General features: G+C 57.1%; 22 protein-coding genes and 2 tRNA genes. 5 read left to right on the top strand and 19 right to left on the bottom strand.

Going from position 1 to position 22927, the window contains the following annotated elements; translation table 11 throughout:
* Nucleotides 1-32: 32 nt before the first annotated feature.
* Nucleotides 33-1007, bottom strand: coding sequence for an NAD(P)H-quinone oxidoreductase (locus AC0J6G_RS06710; RefSeq protein ID WP_475252447.1), 975 nt, complete (start codon nucleotides 1005-1007; stop codon nucleotides 33-35).
* Nucleotides 1008-1135: 128 nt separating this feature from the next.
* Here AC0J6G_RS06710 and AC0J6G_RS06705 point away from each other — a divergent pair, with 128 nt between their 5' ends.
* Entirely contained in the window at nucleotides 1136-3214 is a 2079-nt protein-coding gene (locus AC0J6G_RS06705) for a carboxy terminal-processing peptidase (RefSeq protein ID WP_475252445.1), read from the top strand.
* A gap of 95 nt (nucleotides 3215-3309) precedes the next feature.
* The gene (locus tag AC0J6G_RS06700; protein WP_475252443.1) at nucleotides 3310-5070 is read left to right on the top strand and encodes a bifunctional diguanylate cyclase/phosphodiesterase; all 1761 of its coding nucleotides are present in this window, start codon (nucleotides 3310-3312) and stop codon (nucleotides 5068-5070) included.
* Nucleotides 5071-5085: 15 nt separating this feature from the next.
* Here the strand turns inward: AC0J6G_RS06700 and AC0J6G_RS06695 are convergent, their stop codons facing one another.
* The 7 genes from AC0J6G_RS06695 to AC0J6G_RS06665 form a co-directional block, all read right to left on the bottom strand.
* A complete protein-coding gene (locus AC0J6G_RS06695) occupies nucleotides 5086-5556 on the bottom strand; it encodes a sel1 repeat family protein (RefSeq protein ID WP_475252441.1) in 471 nt (156 codons plus the stop codon).
* The gene (locus tag AC0J6G_RS06690; protein WP_475252439.1) at nucleotides 5556-5921 is read right to left on the bottom strand and encodes a hypothetical protein; all 366 of its coding nucleotides are present in this window, start codon (nucleotides 5919-5921) and stop codon (nucleotides 5556-5558) included. Before AC0J6G_RS06690 ends, AC0J6G_RS06695 begins: the two co-directional genes overlap by 1 nt.
* Complete coding sequence (locus AC0J6G_RS06685) at nucleotides 5918-6247, bottom strand: helix-turn-helix domain-containing protein (RefSeq protein ID WP_475252437.1); 330 nt, start codon at nucleotides 6245-6247, stop codon at nucleotides 5918-5920. Before AC0J6G_RS06685 ends, AC0J6G_RS06690 begins: the two co-directional genes overlap by 4 nt.
* A gap of 247 nt (nucleotides 6248-6494) precedes the next feature.
* The gene (locus tag AC0J6G_RS06680; RefSeq protein WP_475252435.1) at nucleotides 6495-6950 is read right to left on the bottom strand and encodes a YkvA family protein; all 456 of its coding nucleotides are present in this window, start codon (nucleotides 6948-6950) and stop codon (nucleotides 6495-6497) included.
* Nucleotides 6951-7320: 370 nt separating this feature from the next.
* Nucleotides 7321-8028 carry an FKBP-type peptidyl-prolyl cis-trans isomerase gene (locus AC0J6G_RS06675; protein WP_475252433.1) on the bottom strand — a complete coding sequence of 236 codons (708 nt, stop codon included), beginning with the start codon at nucleotides 8026-8028 and terminating at the stop codon, nucleotides 7321-7323.
* 197 nt (nucleotides 8029-8225) lie between these two features.
* Nucleotides 8226-8302: transfer RNA gene (locus AC0J6G_RS06670), tRNA-Asp, on the bottom strand.
* A gap of 19 nt (nucleotides 8303-8321) precedes the next feature.
* Nucleotides 8322-8397: transfer RNA gene (locus AC0J6G_RS06665), tRNA-Val, on the bottom strand.
* 264 nt (nucleotides 8398-8661) lie between these two features.
* Here AC0J6G_RS06665 and rdgC point away from each other — a divergent pair.
* Nucleotides 8662-9582, top strand: coding sequence for a recombination-associated protein RdgC (rdgC, locus tag AC0J6G_RS06660; protein WP_475252431.1), 921 nt, complete (start codon nucleotides 8662-8664; stop codon nucleotides 9580-9582).
* A 154-nt stretch (nucleotides 9583-9736) separates the two neighbouring features.
* Complete coding sequence (gene sugE / locus AC0J6G_RS06655) at nucleotides 9737-10051, top strand: quaternary ammonium compound efflux SMR transporter SugE (protein ID WP_475252429.1); 315 nt, start codon at nucleotides 9737-9739, stop codon at nucleotides 10049-10051.
* Between the two features lie 190 nt (nucleotides 10052-10241).
* Here sugE and htpG read toward each other — a convergent pair whose 3' ends face one another.
* The 4 genes from htpG to AC0J6G_RS06635 all read right to left on the bottom strand — a co-directional run bounded on the left by htpG (nucleotide 10242) and on the right by AC0J6G_RS06635 (nucleotide 14541).
* Nucleotides 10242-12146, bottom strand: coding sequence for a molecular chaperone HtpG (gene htpG, locus AC0J6G_RS06650; protein ID WP_475252427.1), 1905 nt, complete (start codon nucleotides 12144-12146; stop codon nucleotides 10242-10244).
* A 178-nt stretch (nucleotides 12147-12324) separates the two neighbouring features.
* A complete protein-coding gene (locus tag AC0J6G_RS06645; protein ID WP_475252425.1) occupies nucleotides 12325-13575 on the bottom strand; it encodes an MFS transporter in 1251 nt (416 codons plus the stop codon).
* Nucleotides 13576-13633: 58 nt separating this feature from the next.
* A complete protein-coding gene (locus AC0J6G_RS06640) occupies nucleotides 13634-14080 on the bottom strand; it encodes a PaaI family thioesterase (RefSeq protein ID WP_475252423.1) in 447 nt (148 codons plus the stop codon).
* On the bottom strand, nucleotides 14077-14541 hold the full coding sequence (locus AC0J6G_RS06635) for a PaaI family thioesterase (RefSeq protein ID WP_475252421.1): 465 nt from the start codon (nucleotides 14539-14541) through the stop codon (nucleotides 14077-14079). The genes AC0J6G_RS06640 and AC0J6G_RS06635 overlap by 4 nt, the downstream gene beginning before the upstream one ends.
* Before the next feature lie 189 nt (nucleotides 14542-14730).
* Here AC0J6G_RS06635 and AC0J6G_RS06630 point away from each other — a divergent pair, with 189 nt between their 5' ends.
* Nucleotides 14731-15021, top strand: a complete 291-nt coding sequence (locus AC0J6G_RS06630; RefSeq protein ID WP_475252419.1) for a hypothetical protein — start codon at nucleotides 14731-14733, stop codon at nucleotides 15019-15021.
* Nucleotides 15022-15078: 57 nt separating this feature from the next.
* On the opposite strand, the gene AC0J6G_RS06625 is transcribed toward AC0J6G_RS06630, so the two are convergent.
* The 7 genes from AC0J6G_RS06625 to odhB all read right to left on the bottom strand — a co-directional run bounded on the left by AC0J6G_RS06625 (nucleotide 15079) and on the right by odhB (nucleotide 22917).
* Nucleotides 15079-15471, bottom strand: coding sequence for an MAPEG family protein (locus AC0J6G_RS06625; RefSeq protein WP_475252417.1), 393 nt, complete (start codon nucleotides 15469-15471; stop codon nucleotides 15079-15081).
* Nucleotides 15468-16202 (bottom strand): DUF599 domain-containing protein, encoded by a 735-nt coding sequence (locus AC0J6G_RS06620; RefSeq protein ID WP_475252415.1) that lies wholly within the window; start codon nucleotides 16200-16202, stop codon nucleotides 15468-15470. The genes AC0J6G_RS06625 and AC0J6G_RS06620 overlap by 4 nt, the downstream gene beginning before the upstream one ends.
* A gap of 113 nt (nucleotides 16203-16315) precedes the next feature.
* Entirely contained in the window at nucleotides 16316-17629 is a 1314-nt protein-coding gene (gene brnQ / locus AC0J6G_RS06615; protein ID WP_475252413.1) for a branched-chain amino acid transport system II carrier protein, read from the bottom strand.
* Nucleotides 17630-17926: 297 nt separating this feature from the next.
* Entirely contained in the window at nucleotides 17927-18814 is an 888-nt protein-coding gene (sucD, locus tag AC0J6G_RS06610) for a succinate--CoA ligase subunit alpha (protein WP_475252411.1), read from the bottom strand.
* Complete coding sequence (gene sucC, locus AC0J6G_RS06605) at nucleotides 18814-19980, bottom strand: ADP-forming succinate--CoA ligase subunit beta (protein ID WP_475252409.1); 1167 nt, start codon at nucleotides 19978-19980, stop codon at nucleotides 18814-18816. Before sucC ends, sucD begins: the two co-directional genes overlap by 1 nt.
* Before the next feature lie 210 nt (nucleotides 19981-20190).
* On the bottom strand, nucleotides 20191-21627 hold the full coding sequence (lpdA, locus tag AC0J6G_RS06600) for a dihydrolipoyl dehydrogenase (RefSeq protein ID WP_475252407.1): 1437 nt from the start codon (nucleotides 21625-21627) through the stop codon (nucleotides 20191-20193).
* A 66-nt stretch (nucleotides 21628-21693) separates the two neighbouring features.
* Nucleotides 21694-22917 (bottom strand): 2-oxoglutarate dehydrogenase complex dihydrolipoyllysine-residue succinyltransferase, encoded by a 1224-nt coding sequence (gene odhB / locus AC0J6G_RS06595; protein ID WP_475252405.1) that lies wholly within the window; start codon nucleotides 22915-22917, stop codon nucleotides 21694-21696.
* Between the last annotated feature and the right edge of the window lie 10 nt (nucleotides 22918-22927).

Raw genomic sequence — 22927 nt, 5'->3', positions numbered from 1 at the left:
TATCGATTGACTAAGACAATCGATACAACCCTTCACACTAAGGTTGGGTCTATCACCAGCACCAGTTTGCCATTGACGCCATTGACGCCATTACCTGCCAGCTCGGCAAACGCCAACTCGGCATCTTTGATAGCAAAACTGCGTTGCAGTTGTGCGCGCAAACGCCCCTCGGCGAACAGCGGCCAGACAAACTGCCGCACATCACGCATTAGATCGGCCTTGAACTGCTCGTCGCGGTTACGCAAGGTTGAGCCTATTAACTGAATGCGCTTACCCAGCACCACTGCCAGGTCCACCTCAGCCTGACGCCCACCCAGCAAACCGATGTTCACCCAGCGGCCATCAAGGGCGAGTAACTCCAGGTTAAGCGCGGCATAACTGCCGCCCACGGGATCAAGAATCACATCGAAGGGGGCAAAATCGCGTAACGCCTGCAGCTGTTCGTCACCACGCAGTACGCCGCCCTGGGCACCAAGGCCTTCGCAATAGGCCAAGCGCTCCGCAGAACCGACACTGACCCAGCTCGGGCTGCCGAAGGCCTTGCACAGCTGAATGGCTGCAGAACCGACACCACTGGCCCCCGCATGCAGCAATACTTTCTGTCCAGGCTTGAGGCCAGCTAGCTGGAAAAGATTGAGCCAGGCCGTGGCGTACACCTCCGGTAATACCGCCGCCTCATGCAGCGTCAGGCCTTCAGGGACGGGCAGCGCGTGACGCGCATCGACCACCACCTCCTCAGCCATGCCGCCACCGCTTAACAGGGCGCAAACCCGATCACCCACTTTCCAGTCACAGCCTGCGCCGACTTCACTGACAATGCCGGCACATTCCAGCCCAAGCACCTCAGTGCTGCCTGGCGGTGGCGGGTACAAACCGGTGCGCTGCAACAAGTCGGCACGATTGAGCCCAGCCGCCGCTACGCGGATGCGAATTTCCCCTACATCACAGGCCGGTGCAGGGTGCTCTGCCCATTCCACACGGCCTTCAACGCCTTGCAATGCTTTCACGCTGCCTCCATAGTGCATTTGAACCGAGCCCGGCGCTTAGCGCCGGGCTTTTGCATTGCGCCGATGCAACCGGGCGCCCTTAAAGACGGCCTAATATGCGTTATCAACAGCCCACACGTCGAATTAGCATGAAGCGATCCTTACTCAGCGTCACCCTCGCCTTTTCGTTCGTCTTCAGCGCTCTGCCGCTTGCAGCGAAAACCACCAGTGACTCTTGGGAGTACCTGCAGCCTGATCGCGAGCAGGTCATCGCCAGCCTTAACGTAGTGGAGCTATTAAAGCGCCATCACTACAACAAGCCGCCGCTGAATGACGAGCGCTCGGAGAAAATCTATCAGGGTTACCTGATGATGCTCGACCCCTCGCGCAGCTACTTTACCGCCACTGATATCGCCGAGTTCGACCAGTGGCGCACGCGCTTTGACGACCTGCTGAAAAATGGCGATCTGCAACCTGGTTTTGCCATTTACAAGCGCCATCTGGAGCGCCTGCAAAGCCGCTTGCAGTTTGCGCTGAACATGCTCGACAAGGGCGTCGAAAATATTGATTTCAGCGTCGATGAAAGCCTGCTGATTGACCGTGAAAACGCACCTTGGGCCAAAGATATCGCCGAGCTGGATGACCTGTGGCGCAAGCGGGTTAAAGATGAAGTGCTGCGCCTGAAAATCGCCGGTAAAGAGCCCAAAGCCATTCAGGAGCTGCTGACCAAGCGCTACAAGAATCAACTCGCACGGCTTAATCAAACCCGTGGTGAAGACGTGTTCCAGGCTTACATCAACGCCTTTGCCATGTCCTACGACCCGCACACCACCTACCTGTCTCCGGACAATGCCGAGAACTTCGACATTAATATGAGCCTGTCGCTCGAAGGTATTGGTGCCGTGCTGCAAAGCGACAACGAACACGTCAAGGTCGTGCGCCTGGTACCTGCCGGGCCAGCGGAGAAGAGCAAGCAGATCTCCCCTGCCGACAAGATCATCGGCGTGGCCCAGGGCAGCAAAGAAATGGTCGATGTGATCGGCTGGCGACTGGATGAAGTGGTCAAGCTGATTCGTGGACCGAAAGGCTCGCAAGTGCGTCTGGAAGTGATTCCAGCGAGTAACGCGCCAAACGATCAAACCAGCAAGGTGGTCTCCATCACCCGTGAAGCGGTCAAGCTGGAAGAACAAGCCGCGAAAAAATCCATCCTCAACCTCAAGCACGACAACCGCGACTACAAGCTCGGCGTCATCGAGATTCCGGCCTTTTACCTAGATTTCAAAGCCTTCCGTGCCGGCGACCCGAACTACAAAAGCACCACCCGCGACGTCAAACGTCTGCTGACCGAGCTGGAAAAGGAAAAAGTCGACGGCGTGGTAATCGACTTGCGCAACAACGGCGGCGGCTCGCTGCAGGAAGCCACCGAACTGACCGGCCTGTTTATCGACCAGGGCCCGACCGTGCTGGTGCGCAACAGCGATGGTCGCGTCGATGTACTGGCAGATGAAAACAGCGGCATTTACTACAAGGGCCCACTGGCTGTGTTGGTCAATCGTCTGTCAGCCTCTGCCTCGGAAATTTTCGCCGGCGCCATGCAGGACTATCACCGCGCACTGATTCTCGGCGGACAGACCTTCGGCAAAGGCACCGTGCAAACCATCCAGCCGCTCAACCATGGCGAGCTGAAGCTGACCCTGGCCAAGTTCTACCGCGTCTCCGGGCAGAGCACCCAGCACCAGGGCGTGATTCCTGACATCCAGTACCCGGACATCATGGACACCAAGGAAATTGGCGAAAGTGCGCTACCCGAAGCGCTGCCGTGGGACAGCATCAAACCGGCAATCAAGCCGGAGCTGGACCCAATCAAGCCGTTCCTGGCTGAACTGCAGAGCCGCTTTGAAAACCGCAGCGTGCAGAACCCAGACTTCACCTTTGCCCGTGAGCGCCTGCAGCTGGCGCAAAAACTGATGGAAGAGAACACCGTCAGCCTCAATGAAGCCAAGCGTCGTGCTCAGCACGCGGATATCGAAGGCATGCAACTGGCCATTGAAAACAGCCGCCGCAAAGCCAAAGGCGAAACGCTGCTGAGCAAGCTCAAGGAAGAAGACGAGGACGCTCTGCCGGAAGAAGATGAGAAAACCAAACCCGAAGACGATGCCTACCTGGCTGAGAGCGGGCGTATCCTCCTCGACTATCTGGGCCTGAACACGCGCCTGGCTAAGCAGTAACTACCGGCCGTCATTAAAGGTTCATCAAACTGTCGTGAAATGCGGGGACTGGTAGCAATGCCAGTCCCCGTTTTTTATATGCACAGAGAGCCACCATGATCGTCACCGAGCAGTTCAGCGCATTGGACGTCATCCTCGCCAATGGCGATCTGCACAGCCTGTTTCAACCGATTTTCTCGCTCTCCGAACGACGCATTCTCGGCTATGAAGCCCTTAGCCGCGGCCCTTCCAATGGCGCCCTGCACTCACCGATCAATCTGTTTGCTGTCGCACGCAGTGCGGGGCGTTTGAGTGAGTTGGAGCTGCTGTGCCGCAAAAATGCTTGCCAGCGTTTCAGCCAATTACAGCTTGAAGGCAAGCTGTTCCTGAATGTCTCGCCAGATTCGCTGATGGAACCCAAGCATCAGCCGGGGCGAACCTTACAACTGCTACAGACTTTGGGCATTCCCCCCAGCCGGGTGGTTATTGAGCTGACCGAACAATCGCCGACAGATGACTTCGCGCTGCTCGATAAAGCCTTACATCACTACCGCGCCATGGGCTTTTCCATTGCCCTGGATGACCTCGGCGCGGGCTATTCAAGCCTGCGTCTGTGGTCTGAACTGCGTCCGGACTATGTGAAGATTGATCGCCACTTTATCGACGGCATTCATCAAGACGCCGTCAAACGCGAGTTCGTCGGTTCCATCCTGAAAATGGCCAAAGCATCTCGCGCCCAAGTGATTGCCGAGGGCATTGAATTGCCCGAGGAACTGGCCGTGCTGGCGGAAATGGGGGTTGATCTGCTGCAGGGCTATCTACTTTGCCGCCCGCAGGAGCAACCTCCACGCGTGGCCAATAACCTACTGCCCAGCACCACGGCGAATAGCCCGATCAGCGAAGACGTCAGCGATCTGCGTGACCTGCTCAACCCGCAACGTGCAGTGGCCGTAAGCACACCTACCAGCGACGTACTGGAGATGTTTCGCGCGCAAGCCAATCTGAACTCGCTGGCGGTACTTAACGAGGCGCAGCAACCGGTCGGTATCGTGCACCGGCACTCGCTAGCCGAAGCCTTGCTAAAACCTTTTGCCAACGAACTGTTCGCCCGCAAACCCATCAGCCGCCTGATGAGCGATGACTATTTGGCAGTAGAGCGCAGCCAGTCGCTGCAACAGGTCAGCCGCTTGCTTACCAGTAGGGCCAGGCAGCGGATCGAAGAGGACTTCATCATCACGGACGATGGCTGCTATGTCGGCCTTGGCCGAGTGATCGATGTGCTCAAATTAATCACCGAACTTAAAATCCAACAAGCCCGCCACGCTAACCCGTTGACCCTGCTGCCAGGCAACGTACCGATCCAGCAGTGCCTAACTCGCTTGCTGCAGCAGGGCCGTGAGGCCGTGGTGTGTTATGTCGATATCGATAACTTCAAGCCGTTCAACGACATCTACGGCTATGCCAAAGGTGATGAGGTGTTGCTTAGCTTGGCGCAGTGCCTGAATGACCGGGTTGATCCAACACGGGACTTTGTCGGGCATATTGGCGGCGATGACTTTCTGTTGGTGCTTGGTTCGCAGGACTGGCGCGCCCGACTCAATCGCCTGCTAGAGGACTTCCAGGGTCAATGCCGGCGCTTTTACCGCGAGCAAGACCTGCACGCCGGCTGCTTTGTCGCCCATGACCGTAATGGCAAACGCCAGGAATATGCCCTGCTGTCATTGTCGCTGGGCGTGGTGCATGTGCACCCCGACCAATGTGCACAACTGGATGCCAGCCAACTGGCGGCGCTGGCCTCAGAAGCTAAACGTCACGCCAAGGCGGTGCCCGGTTACAGCTTGCACATCATCGACACCCGGACCGATACGGCGGCCTGAGCACAAAAGCCGGCATCAGAGGCCGCTGAGGCGATTAGACAGCGCTGAGTAGTGCTCAGCGCGCACTGCATCGGCAGCAATACCGTGCGCGCCGCTGCGGTACAACTCAGCCAAACGATAGGCCGCCGCCGGGTGACCGGCCTCGGCGGCCAGCGTCCACCAGTCGATGGTCTGCTGCGCATCCGCGGCATGCTGTGTATCACCGGACATGCTTAAAACACCGAGCTGGTAAGCGGCCTTGGCATCGCCCGCCTTGGCAGCTAAACCGAGCAGCCTGCGACCCTCATTGCGTGCGCCCAAACCCTGACCGCGAAACAGCAGGATATGCCCGTAGAAACTTTGCGCCTGACGATCACCCAGGTTGGCCATACGCGAGAACTGCCCCTCAAGCCAGCGCCAGACACGCGGCTGCTTGACCAGCCAAGACCAATGAAACAAGCGGCGCGCTGACAGATAGCCGATACGGGCACGCAGGGCGATAAACATCACGCGTCTTCCGGGTAGCTGAACTCGAACACCCGAGCCACTTCGGACGCATGCCAAGACGCGGCGGCAATACCATCGGATGCGCCAGTGAAGCGCCCCAACCGGCCAACGCACTCAAAGAAGCCCGTACGCGGCAAGCGGCTAGCTCCCTGGCTGATCACCAGCGCGCTGCGCAGGGGCCGTTCAGCACGGGCATCGAGCGCGGCTAAATGCTCCAACGCTGCTGCCAGGGTTTGCATGGCCGGGCTCGGCAGAGCCAGACGCTCGATCAACGCGCGATAGGTCAGCAGATGACGCTGACGCTGGGCATCTTTAAGTTCATCGAGCAACGCCTGCCAATGTTGCCGACTGATGCTTACGCTCAAGGTTGCGCCTCCCAGCCATTGACTCCCAGGTGCCACGCCAGCGCCCGCTGGATGGCGGCATCCGGCTGGCGCTCGCCGCTTTCAATCATGGCCAGGTAATGCGGGCTGATGCCTACATTGCGCGCCAGCTGCTCGGCACTCATACCTTTAGCGTCACGCAGCATTGCCAGCTGGCTCAAGCTTGGCTTGCTAGCAGCAACCGCATCTGCTGAGACGGCTTCTGCTTCAGGCACCTGTCCGGCGGCTTGCAGCAACGCCTGGTACTGCGCCCAAGGCAGCACTGCATACTCCGGCGCACCATCGCGCTCAATCACTTGCACACTCATCTGTAGATCTCCATGTAGAGCGCTTGCATCACTCTCAGCCACTCCAGAACAGGCGCCCATCTTAGCAGCCCAACACGATAAAGAGCGCGATCAGTACTGCCTCGGGCTATAAAGCTGCACCTGCTAAGCCGCTTGTTCGCATTGATCACAAATGCCGTGTATCACGTCTATTGCCGAGCTGTAATGATGGGTAGCGCTGGCACATCGGCAATGCTGCCGCTGGCCTGAGCGCTAATCGCGAATGCCGCTACTCCAGGCGCTCGGGCATCGGCGCGAGCGACTCTTCAGCGTCGGGCAACCGCTCAACCACCTGCAACACCTCTGGGGTCTGAGTCGCTCGCCATTGCTGAAAAGCCTCAAGCTCGACCTGCCAGGTGCGCAGTACCCAGGCCAGCACAGCCAGGTCATCAATCAGGCCCACCCCCAATAACCAATCGGGAATAGCATCCAGCGGCGTCACGAAGTACAGCAAGGCTGCCACCACTGCCACCAGTGCACGAGAGTCGATAGCCCGATACTCACCGCGCCACCACGCGAGGCAAAGGGCCTGCATAAGCTTCAGGTGAGTGGCCAGCTCAGCAAAGCGACTGCCCAGTTTGTCACGCTTTCGAGCGACCGATACCAGCAGAGCGGGTAACCGCCCTGCCCTGAGGAAACGCTTAGCCAAAAACTGATAACGGCCGAAATTTTTAAGTGCTTTCATCGCTTTCTCCTGGCAACCCCGCAGCCGCACTGGGCTGGCCTGGGTTATCCACTAAAGCTGTGGATAACCTTGTGAACAAATTCTCGATAACCCCGGCAAACGCCCACCCCACGCGGCCTCGCCACAGATCGGACATTTTTTGCCCACACAGTAAAAACCCATATAAATCAATAGCTTGAAAATGGCAAAGGGTTTCTGCCACAGCACTACTTTATCCCGCCACGACCCATCGCGAAAATGTGCATAACCGTAACACCGCCGGGACTAAACATGCCTTTTAAGACTCCCCAGTCAAGCGAAAAGTGCAATTTCTAACCCACAAAAACGACAACGCCCCGTCGAGACGGGGCGTTTTAGGAAGCGCTAAAAATTACTCTTGCGCGGCCGGATCTTTGATTGCAATCAGCTCTAGGTCAAATACCAGCACCGAGTTGGCTGGAATGGCCGGCGTCGGGCTTTGCTCGCCATAGGCCAGCTCGCTTGGAATGTAGAGTTTGTACTTCTCACCAACGTGCATCAGCTGCAAGCCTTCAACCCAGCCTGGAATCACGCCGTTGACTGGCAGATCAATTGGGCTGCCACGCTCAACAGAGCTGTCGAATACGCTTCCATCGGTCAGCTTGCCTTCGTAATGAACAGTCACCACGTCAGTGGCTTTTGGCTGAGCACCCTCGGCCTTCTTCACGACTTCGTACTGCAGGCCAGACGCAGTGGTGGTTACGCCGTCACGCTTGGCGTTGTCTTCGAGGAATTTCTTGCCCGCTTTGGCCGACTCTTCGTTCAGAGTGACCATGCGCTCTTCGGCACGCTTTTGCAGGAAGGCGAAGGCTTCAATCAGCTCTTCGTCTTTCAAGCGCTGTTCTTTCTTACCGATAGCGTCTTCGATGCCCTGAGCAACGGCGTCGGAGTCCAAGTCATCCATACCTTCCTGAGCCAGGCTTTTGCCCATATTCAGACCGATACCATAGGACGCTTTCTGCGCTGGGGTTTCCAGGGTGATGTCGCTGGTTTGCGAATCACAACCTGCGAGTACCAAACCTACCAGGGCGACCGCCGCCGCTAAACGATGCTGTTTCATGCTTGTTCCTTGTCCGGTGCGCCCTAGGGCTTTTGGGGTGAAAGAGCGAGCTTAGCAGGCTGCCGCGATCACTGGCTACCGTGATAGGAGACAGAAAACCCTTACAAGTTCAGATATTTAGCTGAGTATTCGGAAGATTTTGCGGAGCTTTGAGAAATTTCGCGGCGTGTCACAGAGGGGATGAAGCGAGGATAAAATGGCGCAGCGGACGGGACTCGAACCCGCGACCCCCGGCGTGACAGGCCGGTATTCTAACCGACTGAACTACCGCTGCGCGTAACTTCAAAAACGAGTGGTGGGTGATGACGGGATCGAACCGCCGACCCGCTGCTTGTAAGGCAGCTGCTCTCCCAGCTGAGCTAATCACCCTTCTCTCTCGAAGTGGGCGCATTCTAGACAGCAACTCGAACCTTGGCAAGCACTGTTTTAAAATTTTTTATTGATACAGCAAAGGCTTAGCGCAGACTTGGCCTCAAGCACTGCTCGGGGGAATAATGCACGCCCAATGAAACGCACGGGTTATTGATGGGGTCGTATAACCTCGCAGAGCCTGCAACGGAACATTTACCCGCGACTGACAACTCGCGATGCCTGCCGCTGCCGGCAGCTCAGTTAATGGAGATTCACCCTCTTATGTGGTTTCGTAACCTGCTGGTTTACCGCCTCACCCAAGATATTCCTTTTGATGCCGAAGCACTGGAAACCGCGTTGTTAGCTAAACCGGCCCGTTCGTGTGCCAGCCAAGAACTCAGCACCTACGGCTTTATTGCACCTTTTGGCAAAGGCGATGATGCCCCGCTTGTGCACGTCAGTGGTGACTTCCTGCTGATCGCTTCACGCAAGGAGGAACGCATTCTGCCGGGCAGCGTGGTGCGCGATGCACTAAAGGATAAGGTCGACGAGATCGAAGCCGAGCAAATGCGCAAGGTTTACAAAAAAGAGCGCGACCAACTTAAAGATGAAATCATCCAGACGTTTCTACCGCGCGCTTTTATTCGCAAGTCTGCCACCTTCGCCGCCATTGCACCCAAGCAGGGCCTGATTCTGGTCGACTCTGCGAGCGCCAAGCGCGCCGAAGACTTGCTGTCGACCCTGCGTGAAGCTATTGGCTCGCTGCCGGTGCGCCCACTGACTGTGAAGATTGCACCGAGCGCCACCTTGACTGAATGGGTTAAGACCCAGCAAGCCGCTGCCGACTTCCACGTACTCGACGAATGCGAGCTGCGTGACACCCATGAAGACGGCGGCGTAGTGCGCTGCAAGCGCCAAGACCTGACCAGCGACGAGATTCAGCTGCACATGACCGCTGGTAAGCAAGTCACACAACTGTCCCTCGCTTGGCAAGACAAATTGTCCTTTGTGCTGGATGACAAGCTGGTGGTTAAGCGCTTGCGCTTTGAAGACCTGCTACAAGATCAAGCCGAGCAGGATGGCGGCGATGATACCCTCGGCCAGCAGGATGCGAGCTTCACCCTGATGATGCTGACGCTGGTGGAGTTTCTCCCTGCGTTGTTTGAAGCATTGGGTGGCGAGGATATCCCTCAAGGCATCTAACACCCGCACCCAAGCGCGGAGGGTCAGACTGCTGACCCTCCGCGACGTGCCCTAACCCAGCAAGCTGCGCAGTGCTGCACACCGTGAGGACGACCTCACCACTCTAGGAGTGACCACCAAGGGACGGCCCTCCTTAATAACGATGGAGGTTCCCATGTCTTGGATTATCTTACTGCTGGCCGGTCTTTTTGAGGTGTGCTGGGCTGTCGGCCTGAAGTACACCGACGGCTTCACCCGCCCCCTTCCCACCCTGCTTACTGTTGCAGCGATGATCACCAGCGTGGCGCTGCTAGGCCTGGCCATGAAGGAACTGCCACTGGGTACCGCCTACGCCATCTGGACCGGCGTGGGCGCAGTCGGCGCGGTGATCGCAGGCATCCTGTTGTTTGGCGAGTCCGTGACGCTGATGCGCCTCGGCAGCGTGGCATTAATTGTTTGCGGGCTGATCGGCCTAAAACTCAGCCACTGAGCGATCGGCTCAGCGCCATTCGCGTCAGGTAGCTAAGCGCCGATTTAGAACCCCAGCCGCCATTAAAAATGGCATAAAAAATCCGACACCTGAGATGCGGGTGTCGGATTTTTCTTGGGCAGTACTGGCGAAACTTAGCGGTTTAGATCCGCTGTGTTACGCCAGCACCAGAGGGAGCAACCTGCATAGATCAGGCAGACAGCTCAACCAACAGCTTGTTCAGCCGCTGTACGTAAGCAGCCGGGTCTTTCAGGTTGTCGCCTGCAGCCAACGCGGCTTGGTCGAAGAGGATATGACTGAGGTCGGCAAAGCGGTCTTCGTCGGCCTCGGCGTCAAGCTTCTCGATCAGCGGGTGGCTTGGGTTGAATTCAAAAATCGGCTTGGAATCCGGCACCTTCTGCCCACTGGCTTCGAGGATCTGGCGCATCTGCAGGCCCAGGTCCTGCTCACCAATGGCCAGAATCGCCGGCGAGTCGGTCAGACGATGCGACACGCGCACCTCTGCCACCTGTTCACCCAGCGCAGTTTTCAGACGCTCGACCAAGCCTTCTTTGGCCTTGGCGACTTCTTCCTGGGCTTTCTTATCTTCTTCCGAATCCAACTTGCCGAGGTCCAGATCGCCACGGGCAACGTCGACAAAGTGCTTGCCGTCGAACTCAGTCAGGTAGCTCATCAGCCACTCATCGATACGGTCGGTGAGCAGCAGCACCTCGATGCCTTTCTTGCGGAACACTTCCAGGTGCGGGCTGTTTTTAACCTGAGCGTAGGACTCGCCGGTGAGGTAGTAAACCTTGTCCTGACCTTCGGTCATGCGCGCGGTGTACTCGCCCAGACCGACGCTCTGCTCGCCATCTTCGCTGCGGGTAGAGGCAAAGCGCAACAGGCCGGCGATCTTCTCCTTGTTAGCGAAGTCTTCTGCCGGGCCTTCCTTGAGCACCTGGCCGAAGTTCTTCCAGAAGCTCTTGTATTGCTCGGGCTCGTTCTTCGCCAGTTTTTCCAGCATGTCCAGCACGCGCTTGGTCAGCGCCGACTTCATCGAATCGATGATCGGGTCTTTCTGCAGAATCTCACGCGACACGTTCAGCGACAGGTCGTTGGAGTCGACCACACCTTTGATAAAGCGCAGGTACAGCGGCAGGAAGGATTCCGCCTGATCCATCACAAACACGCGCTGCACGTAAAGTTTCAGACCGCGTGGCGCTTCGCGCTGATACAGGTCGAACGGTGCGCGAGCCGGTACATACAGCAGCGAGCTGTACTCCAGCTTGCCTTCAACCTTGTTGTGGCTCCAGCTCAACGGGTTCTCAAAATCGTGACCGATGTGCTTGTAGAACTCTTGGTATTCCTCGTCCTTGATCTCGGTACGCGGACGGGTCCACAGGGCGCTGGCGCGGTTGACAGTTTCCCACTCAACTTCCGCTGGCTTGTCCTTCTCTTCGCCATGGAACTCTTTCGGCAATTCGATCGGCAAGGCGATATGGTCGGAGTACTTCTTGATGATGTTGCGCAGACGCCAGCCATCGGCGAACTCGTCTTCGGCCGCTTTCAGGTGCAGGACGATACGGGTGCCGCGCTCGGCTTTTTCCACGGTGGCAACTTCAAACTCGCCCTCGCCCTTGCTCGACCAGTGCACGCCTTCGCTGGCCGGGCTACCGGCGCGGCGGCTGTACACATCAACCTTGTCGGCGACGATAAAGGCCGAGTAGAAGCCCACGCCGAATTGACCGATCAGGTGCGAGTCTTTTTTCTGATCGCCAGTCAGGTGTTGCATAAAGTCAGCAGTGCCGGACTTGGCAATGGTACCCAGATGAGCGATCGCCTCATCACGGCTCATGCCAATACCGTTGTCTTCGATCGTGACGGTCTTGGCGTCTTTATCGAAGCTCACGCGAATTTTCAGATCCGCCGCGCCTTCCAGCAGCTCAGGCTTGGCCAGCGCTTCGAAACGCAGCTTGTCGGTGGCATCCGATGCGTTGGAAATCAACTCACGAAGGAAGATTTCCTTATTCGAATACAGCGAATGGATCATCAGGTGTAGCAGTTGCTTCACCTCTGTCTGGAAGCCCAGGGTTTCTTTTTGAGTTTCCACACTCATGCTCTCTTACTCCACGTTATTGACGAAGCCGCAGCGCGGCGGATGTCGTAAAGGTGGGGGCATGTTATGAGATTTCAAGTGCTTGGCTGTTGCTTGGCGCAGCAACCCGCCGGGGTAGCTGCGGTGCTGGACTGGCGTTTAACGCACAAGCGATACGCGGCTGAGCGGATACAGGCGCTCAGGGCTCGAGGAGTTCGATGCGGACAATTTCTTCCGGAAGCAGGCTGTAGCTGACTTCACCCTGCCCGCTCATACGCTGACGCAGGATGACCCGGCCATTCTGATCGATGCCCTGAAAGCGCCCCTCGGCGCTGTTACCGCGCTCAGTGGCCACGCGCATGCTGAGGTTTTGATAACGGTTGGGGCTGCGCAGCAAACCCTCAAGGCTAAAACGCAGGCGGCGATCCAGGGGCCGTGCCGCGCGCTCAGGGGCTACGGCGACAATTGGCGCCGCTTTATCGGCAGTGAGCGGCGCAGGGTTGCGAGGTAACGCTGCAAAACTATCACCTACAACCTGCCAGCCACGACGATCGAGCTTATGCAGCGTAATCGGCAACTGCTGCAGTTCGCCGTTAATTCGTGCCTGCACGTTGAGCTCGATGCGTTGCAAGGGAAAGTTCAGGTTGCCAATCGGCTGCAGTTGCACCTGGCGGGTGACAAAGCGGCGCCCCAGGTAATCCTCAATAACGTGACTAACGGTGTCGACCGAGTCGAACTGGCGGTTGACCTTATCACCTTGATAACGCAGACCATTGCTGAACAGTTCCAACTTGCCGCTCAGGGTGGTTTTGAATTTTGCTGGCAACACCAGATGGAAATCACCTGCCAGCTTATTCGGCGCAACCGGCTGTAAATCCAGGTGTAAGGTGTAGCCCCGGCTCAGGCGGCGTGCTTCGGGCAGTTCCTGCTCCGGCAACAGCCAGCTGATTTCCACTTCCGGCAGTATGCCTTTATCGGCAGGCAACACATCGACCCGCACGGGCCTTTTGTCGGCATGGGGCAGGCGAATGACCAACTCGCTTTGAGCGAAGAAATCTTGCCCCTCACGCAAACTCAATACGCCATCCTGCAGCTCGGCCTGTTGCGGCGCAAAAGGTCGGCCATTGAGTTCACCGCGCAGATCGATGGCCAGCTCGGCTGGGGCCTGTACCTCAGGCTTGAGCCACTTAAGGCTCAAGATGGCCTCCAGACGCTGTGCATCATGGCTGGCCAATAAAGTCAGGCCGACCACCAGCGGAATAAAGCCTAAGCTGGCCAACACCAGTGCCGGCCGCGCCGAACGCCAGTGACGCAGCACATACAGCAAGGTCAATGGCGGCAGAAAACTGGCCCAGCCCCACAGCAGACTGGTGGCAAAGGCGCGCATCACCAGCCAGACCAGCCCGGCGAGTATCAGCAGCAAGCCACCCAGAATCAGCAGCGCATCCATTCAGTCGTCCTTAGCGGTGGTTAAACACGTAATGGCAAGGGCTGCGCGCAATCGACGCTCAGGGCTCATCAACCTTGAAGTGCGCGCGGGCAGTGGCAATGGGTTCGGCTTGCTTGGTTTGCCAGGCAGTAATCGCCACGTTGGCGACCCGGCGACCCTGACGCCACACCTGGCACTGCACGAAGGTGTCACGATAATGGCCGGCGCGAAGGTAATCTATCGAGAAGTCGATGATTTTCGGTAAATGTGGAATACCCATAAACATCAGCAAGTGCAGCATCGCTGAATGCTCCATAAAGCCGGCGATCACCCCGCCATGCAGCGCGGGCAAGGTTGGGTTGCCAATATTGTCTTGGTTGGCGGGCAGACGAAAGACCATGTCATCACCCATGCGCAAACACTCGATACCGAGCAACTTGGCATAAGGGATCAAGCTGATCAGCGGGTCATAATTATTATGCTCGTGGGCTTCGCGCACCAGCTGGTTGAGGTCCAAGGTGCTCATTGGCCGGTGCCCTTATCAGTACGCTGCAAATCAGCGGGTTTACCCATACGCATGAATGCCCCCACAGCATGGGCAATCGGCTCGTCGGGGTTGTCTTGATAGGCATAACCGCGGGTGAAGATGATGTTCTCCGTCACGCGGTAACACTCAGCGAAACCAAATACGTCCTTGTTCGGCTCAGCCGGGCGCATGTAATCAATGCGCAGATCCAAGGTTGGGCAGATTTCAAACTCAGGCAGCACACAGACCGTGGAAATACCGCAGGTGGTGTCCATCAATGTGGTGATAGCGCCCCCGTGGACCCCACCGGTTTCCGGGTTACCCACGATCTGCTGGCTATAGGGTAAACGCAGGATCAGGCCCTGCGAGTCAGCGCTGTGCACGCGCATGCCCAGTAACTGGCAATGGCGCAATACCGAGAGAAAACGCTGCGCCCGCTCAACAATAGAGGAATCGCTCATGATTTCAGACCCAGGACAACCACACAAAGGGCGGGCATGATACCCGCTGATGGAACGCTCAGCACCACGGCGCATGCCTACGAGTGGGAACTGCCGAGCAATTAAGAGGGAACTTCGGCGAAAAAGTGCTGTTTAATGGCTATGCCTGAGTTACTAGGCATTCATTACCCATTACAAGGAGCACACACCGTGCAAAAGCCGTTCACCTATGCCCTGCTTCTCGCTGCCACGCTTGCCCTGGCCGCTTGTGAGAAAACCCCGGAAGACAAAATGGAGTCGGCCAAGGAATCCGCATCTGAAGCCATTGAGTCCATGGGTGATGCTGCAAAAGATACTGGCGATGCCATCGAACAGAAAGCTGATCAGGTTATGGGCACCGAGCCGACCTTTGGCGAGAAAGTTGATGACGCTACCGATGATGCAGCCGATGCCATCGATGACGCTGCCGATGAAATGAAGGATGCGGTTAAAGGCCAATAAGCCAACCGCTCAAACAAACAGGCCCGCTTAATGCGGGCCTGTTTGTTTGTGGCGCACTCAAAGCGCCGGCGTAAGCATCAGCAGCAAGCTGCACAGCAGCCCTATCACCCAGACCACACTGCGCTGCCAGTGTAGGTCAGCCCAGTAGAAAAAAAGATACAGCACCCGTGCCACAACAAAGGTCACGGCCAGTACGTCGACCAGAATGCCGTGATTGTTGGTCACATGGGCCATCAACACACCCGCAACAAATAACGGAAACGCCTCAAAACTGTTCAGGTGCGCAGCCAGCGCACGCGCGCCAAAACCCGTCAATCGCGCTTGTTGTGCACGCGGGTGATGGTTGTCGTAGCGACCCGCGCCCTCCTTCGCCATGGCTTTGGCTACTGGAGCCTTGGCAATAAAGATCAATACTGCGCTGATAAAGATGCACCAGAACGGAATACTCATTCACTTTTCTCCTTGGGCGACTCGAACGCTGGGGTCTGGGTGTAAACCATCACTTTCAGTACATCAGAATGAAACTCGCGGCGGTACAACACCAAGACCACACCCGTGCTGACCAGCATGAAAAACCACGGGTTAATAAACCAGGCCAAGGTCGCCATGCCGAAGTAATAGGCGCGTAAGCCCTGGTTGAACTGGTTGGCGGCCATCGAGATCACCCGCGCGGTTCGCTCAGCAAAGGCTTTACGCTCCTGCTCGGTAACATGCCGCTCACCAATCATCGGCGCCGAGCCCACCAGTACCGCCGCAAAGTTGTACTGACGCATACACCAGCTGAACGTGAAGAAGGCATATACAAACACCACCCCCAAACACAGCAGCTTGACCTCGGACAGGCCGCGGCTGGCGGCTTGAACAAAGGGCAAATCGGCCAACAGTGATAACGCGCGATCAGAAGCGCCGAGCACGGTAAGAATACCCGCGAGAATAATCAGCGTACTGGACGCAAAAAACGAGGCATTACGCTCCAGGTTACCGATCACATTGGCATCGGCAATGCGGTTATCACGCAACAGCATGCGGCGCATCCAGTCCTCGCGGTACAGGTGCAGCACGCTGGCCAGACACGGCGTGGTAAGGGCTTTTGCCTGGGCATATCGGGTGTAGCCGCCCCAGCAGACAACAAACCAAATAGCGGCCAGCAGGTGCGGCAGATAGTAGTCACTTATTGGCATGCGAACTCCTTATTAACCTGCGGCGATTATAGACAGGCCTGGCTTTCAGCTGGCCAACAAAAAGGCCGCTCAATGAGCGGCCTTAGGTAAACAGCAAAGGTAAACGACAGAACTTAAGCCACCTTAGCCTTGGGCGCGCCCAAAGCACGGTCCACCACGACAGCCAACACCAGCGTTACCAGCACCGGCAACAACCAGCCGAGGCTTTGGTCCGCCAGCGGCAGTTCAGTGAAAAAGCTTGGGATCAGCGCCTTACCGCCCGCTGCAGCGATCCCGTCAACCAAACCAAAAATCAAGGTGACCGCCATCACCGGGCGGAACACCCGGGCTGCGGAGCACCACCAACCATCGAGCAGGCTCAGCCCCACCAGCACAATCGCCAGCGGGTACAAGCCGACCAGAACCGGAATCGAGAAGCTGATCAACTGAGTAAGGCCCTGGTTAGCCACCAGCATGCTGAATAAGCCCAATGCGATCACTACAGTGCGGTAGGACACGGGCAAAAGCCCGCTGAAGAACTCACCACAAGCCGTCAGCAAACCCACTGCGGTGGTCAGGCACGCCAAGGTAATCACCACGGCCAGCAACAAGCTGCCTGCCGTACCAAAGGTGTGCTGCACATAAGCGGTGAGAATCTGCACGCCATTCTGCGCTTCGGCAGCAATCCCCTGGCTGGTAGCACCGAGGTAGAACAACGCCAGATACACCAACGACAAACCAACCGCAGCGATCAAGCCTGCAATCACCGAATAACGGGTAATCAGCTTACCGTCAGTCACCCCATGATCACGAATCGCGGTGGCAATCACGATGCCGAATACCAGCGCACCGAGGGTATCCATGGTCAGGTAGCCCTGCAGAAAACCCTGCACGAATGGCGTGCTTTGGTAATCAGACGATGCCTGGCCGATCTCGCCCGCCGGTACCAACAGCGCCGCACCGCCCAATACCAGCAATGCCGCCAGCAGCACCGGGGTGATGTACTTACCGATGCGATCCACCAGTTGGCCTGGGTTCAGAGACAGAAACAGCACTGCCGCGAAGTACGCCAGGGTGTAAAGCAGGAGTGCTGTACTGCTATTGCCGCTGAAGGGTGCGATGCCCATCTCAAAAGACACCACTGCAGTACGGGGCGTGGCAAACAGTGGGCCTATAGCCAGGTACACCGCTACCGCGAACAGCACACCCGCCTTCTTGCCCAAGGGTGCAGTGAGCAGCGCCATACCACCACCGACGCGCGCCAGCGCAACGATCGTCAGCAACGGTAAGCCAACGCCCGTGAGTAGAAATCCCAGAGCAGCTGGGCCGATGTTCTCACCTGCCGCCATACCCGCACTGGGTGGGAAGATGATGTTACCTGCGCCCAGGAACAGCGCAAAAGTCATAAAGCCGAGGGCCAGGAGATCCGAGCCTTTCAAACGAGTCATAGAAGGGAACACCACAGGCAGAAAGTTGGAAGTTGAAAACCGAAAGTTCCGAGGGTTTCCCGATGGATCGGGGGAAACGTCGCCCTGCCGGTTAAGCGGAGCCACTGCAGCGCCCTGAGCCGCTTGTGGCGGAGCAGGCGCTAATAGTTGCAAGCCTAACGAAATTGATGCATCAACGGCACTGGCACAGGTCAGGCTGTCGGACTGGTGAAAATAGCTGTCGCATCGACAACAGTTCATCACTGGCCGCAATAAAAAAGGCCACCCGCAGGTGGCCTTTCTCAGGTCTAAAAAGCCTTAGGCTTTTTTGACTTCCCAACCGGTCAGCTCGGCCAAGGCCTTGCCGATGTCAGCCAGGGAACGCACGGTTTTTACGCCCGCGTCTTGCAGGGCTGCGAACTTCTCGTCTGCAGTGCCCTTGCCGCCGGAGATGATTGCACCGGCATGGCCCATACGCTTGCCCGCAGGAGCGGTTACACCAGCGATGTAGGACACAACTGGCTTGGTCACGTGAGCTTTGATGTAGGCAGCTGCTTCTTCTTCAGCCGAACCGCCGATCTCACCGATCATCACGATCGCTTCGGTCTTCGGGTCTTCCTGGAACAGCTTCAGGATGTCGATGAAGTTGGAGCCTGGGATCGGGTCACCGCCGATGCCGACACAGGTGGACTGACCGAAACCGGCGTCAGTGGTCTGCTTAACAGCTTCGTAAGTCAGGGTGCCGGAACGCGACACGATGCCTACTTTGCCTGGCAAATGGATGTGACCCGGCATGATGCCGATTTTGCACTCGCCCGGGGTGATCACACCTGGGCAGTTAGGGCCGATCAGGACCACGCCCAACTCGTCGCACTTAACCTTGGCGTCCAGCATATCCAGGGTAGGAATGCCTTCAGTGATGCAAACGATCAGCTTGATGCCGCCGAACGCTGCTTCAAGGATGGAATCCTTGCAGAACGGAGCTGGAACGTAGATCACGCTGGCGGTGGCGCCAGTGGCGGCTACAGCGTCTTTCACGGTGTTGAACACCGGCAGACCCAGGTGCTCGGTACCGCCTTTACCAGGCGTTACACCGCCGACCATTTGGGTGCCGTACTCCAGAGCTTGCTGGGTGTGGAAGCTACCTTGCGAACCGGTAATACCCTGGCAGATAACTTTGGTGTCTTTATTAATCAGGACGCTCATTATTTGCCCTCCGCAGCTTTGACGACTTGTTGAGCAGCGTCGGTCAGGCTGGTAGCAGCGATAATATTCAAGCCGCTTTCTGCCAGTACTTTAGCGCCCAGTTCAGCGTTGTTACCTTCAAGGCGCACAACAACCGGGATTTTCACGCCGACTTCTTTCACCGCACCGATGATACCTTCGGCAATCATGTCGCAACGAACGATGCCGCCGAAGATGTTGACCAATACTGCAGCGACATTGGTGTCGGACAGGATGATCTTGAACGCTTCAGTGACGCGCTCTTTGGTTGCACCGCCGCCAACGTCAAGGAAGTTAGCTGGCTTGCCGCCATGCAGGTTGACGATGTCCATGGTGCCCATGGCCAGACCAGCACCGTTGACCATGCAACCAATGTTGCCTTCCAGCGCTACATAGTTCAGTTCGAACTTGGCAGCGTGCGCTTCGCGCGGATCATCCTGCGACGGATCGTGGAAAGTTTTCAGCTTAGGCTGACGGTACATGGCGTTAGCGTCGATGTTGATTTTCGCATCGAGGCAGTGCAGATCACCGTCAGTTTTGATAACTAGCGGGTTCACTTCCAGCAGAGCCAGATCGTGATCCTGGAACAGCTTGGCCAGACCTACGAAGATCTTGGCAAACTGAGCAACCTGCTTACCTTCCAGACCCAACTGGAATGCCAGCTCGCGGCCCTGGAATGGCTGAGCGCCAACCAATGGGTCGATGGTTGCCTTGAGAATTTTCTCAGGAGTGTCGTGAGCAATTTTCTCGATGTCCACGCCACCTTCGGTGGACGCCATGAACACGATGCGACGGCTCGAACGATCAACGACGGCGCCCAGGTACAGTTCCTTGGCGATATCGGTGCAGGACTCGACCAGAATCTGGTTGACCGGCTGACCGTTGGCATCAGTCTGGTAAGTCACCAGACGCTTGCCCAACCAGTTGGCGGCAAAAGCCTTGGCGTCTTCTTTGCTCTTGACCAGTTTCACGCCGCCCGCTTTACCGCGGCCGCCAGCGTGGACCTGGGCCTTAACAACCCACTCAGTGCCACCGATTTTTTCGCAGGCTGCTGCGGCTTCTTCCGGGGTGTTTACCGCGAAGCCCTTGGATACGGGCAGGCCGTATTCAGCGAACAGCTGCTTACCCTGATACTCGTGGAGATTCATGCTTGTCTACCGTCTTCGTTTAGGTATTGCGCATACGGTGCTGCACTTGTGATGCCGCACCACCTGTGACTGCTTCTGGAGCAATCCGACAAACTTTCCGCGCAGTAACCTAAGGTGTACGCGGGCAGTCTGCCGTGGTTCTTCCTGCTGAGCGCTTGTCTTCGCCGGTACACAACGCCGCCGAAGACAAACGCTCAAGCCAACAACGACTTAACGCTTTTTGCGATTAGCGATGTGGATGGCTTGGCCATTCACTGCCAAGGCAGCTTCGTGCAGTGCTTCAGACAGCGTCGGGTGGGAGAACACCATCATCCCCAAATCCTCGGCGCTGGTGCCGAACTCCATACCGATTGCACCCTGCTGAACCAGTTCAGCAGCGCTCGGGCCAATTACGTGTACGCCCAGAACGCGGTCGCTTGCAGCATCGGCGATCACTTTGACCATACCGCCGGTGTCGTTGGCCGCCATGGCACGGCCGCTTGCGGCGAACGGGAAAGTACCGACCTTAACAGCAACGCCTTCAGTCTTCAGTTGCTGCTCAGTCTTACCTACCCATGCGATTTCTGGGTGAGTGTAAATAACCGATGGGATCAGATCGTAGTTGATCTGCGCTTTATGGCCGGCAATGCGCTCAGCAACCATCACGCCTTCTTCAGACGCTTTATGGGCCAACATCGCGCCGCGCACCACGTCACCGATGGCGTACACGCCCGGCACGCTGGTGGCGCACTGGTCGTTAACGAAGATGAAACCACGCTCATCCATGTCAATGCCACTGTCAGCCGCCAACAGGTCGGTGGTCACTGGACGACGACCAACTGCAACGATCAGCTTGTCAAATACGATCGTCTGCTCACCTTCAGCGTCGGTGAAGTTGACCGTAACCTGCTTCTTCTTCACTTCAGAACCGGTCACGCGAGCACCCAAACGGATGTTCAGACCTTGCTTGGTGAAGGTCTTCAGCGCTTCTTTGGAAATCTGCTCATCAGCCGCTGGCAGGAACTTATCCAACGCTTCCAGCACAGTCACTTCGGAACCCAGACGCGCCCAGACCGAACCCAGCTCCAGACCGATTACGCCAGCGCCGATCACGCCGAGTTTCTTTGGCACACTCTGGAATTCCAGAGCGCCCGTGGAATCAACGATTACATCCTGATCAACCGGAGCCGGCGGAATATCAATCGGCTTGGAACCAGAAGCGAGGATCACATTCTCAGCTTCGACGATCTGCGTCTTGCCGTCGGACCCCGTGACTTCAACCTGCTTGTTCGCCAGCAGCTTGCCGTGACCTTCGAGCAGGGTCACACCGTTAGCCTTGAACAAAGTAGCAACGCCACCGGTGAGGTTTTTTACGATGTTGGCTTTGCGGCCGATCATCGCCGGTACGTCAATAGTGACGCCCTTAGCCTCGATACCGTGAATAGCGAAATGGTCCTTCGCCTCGTAGTACTTCCAGGAGCTGTCCAGCAGCGCTTTGGACGGAATGCAACCGACGTTCAGGCAAGTACCACCGAGGGCGACTTTGCCCTCCTTATCCTGGTACTTCTCGATGCATGCGGTCTTCAAACCGAGTTGAGCTGCTTTAATGGCGGCTACATAACCGCCAGGGCCGGCACCGATGACTACCACGTCGAATTTCTGGGTCATAACGTATTCCTTCTCGAATAAACCGGACGGCCCTTGTTACAGGGCCGCCGTGGGAGAAACTGGCTTTTAGATATCCAGCAGCAAGCGCGCTGGGTCTTCCAGCAAGTTTTTGATGGTCACCAGGAAGGTCACGGCTTCCTTACCATCAATCAGGCGATGGTCGTAAGACAACGCCAGGTACATCATCGGACGGATCACCACTTGGCCATTGATAGCCATTGGGCGTTGAAGGATGTTATGCATCCCCAAGATCGCCGCCTGTGGTGGGTTGACGATTGGCGTCGACATCATCGAGCCAAAAGTGCCGCCGTTAGTAATAGTGAACGTACCGCCAGTCATCTCGTCGATGGACAGTTTGCCGTCACGGGCTTTCTTACCAAAAGTGGCAATGCCATTTTCGATTTCAGCCAGACTCATCAATTCCGCATTACGCAGCACAGGAACGACCAGACCACGGTCGCTGGATACCGCTACGCCAACGTCTGCATAGCCGTGGTAAACGATATCAGCCCCATCAATCGAGGCGTTGACTGCTGGGAAACGCTTGAGCGCTTCGGTGGCCGCCTTGACGAAGAACGACATAAAGCCCAGGCGCACGCCATTGTGCGACTTCTCGAACAGGTCTTTGTACTTCGAACGCAGCGCCATAACTTCGGTCATGTCGACTTCGTTGAACGTGGTCAGCATGGCCATGTTCGACTGTGCCTCGACCAGACGACGGGCCACAGTGGCGCGCACACGGGTCATTGGTACGCGCTTCTCAGTACGGTCACCGCTGGCGAATACTGGAGCGGCAGCAGCCGGCGCGGCTGGTTTGGCAGCGGGTGCAGCCGCTGGCGCGTTCTTCTTCGCGTCAACGGCGGCAACTACGTCTTCTTTGGTTACACGACCGCCTTTGCCGGTGCCGGCAATGCTGTTCGGGTCGATGCCGTTTTCTTCAGCGATCTTGCGTGCAGCCGGAGACAGGATCTGATCGTCGCCTGCTGCAGCAGCAGCCACCGCAGCGGGTGCAGCTGCCTGAGCAGCAACGGCCGGCGCAGGAGCAGCAGCGCCACCTTCACCCAGGCTACCCAGCACTTCATTGCTGAGTACGGTGTCGCCTTCATTTTTAATGATTTGCGCGAGGACGCCATCGGCCTCGGCCAACACTTCAATCACTACTTTGTCGGTTTCGATGTCGACGATCAGTTCGTCACGCTTGACCGCATCGCCCGGTTTCTTGTGCCACGTGGCCACGGTGCCATCGGCAACCGATTCCGGGAAAGTTGGGGCTTTGATATCGATAGCCATTGTGTGTAAT

This window comes from Pseudomonas sp. TS_SC_3, from assembly GCF_056156225.1.
Note: the sequence above shows the minus strand (reverse complement) of the source record. Positions and strands in the feature narration are given on the sequence as shown.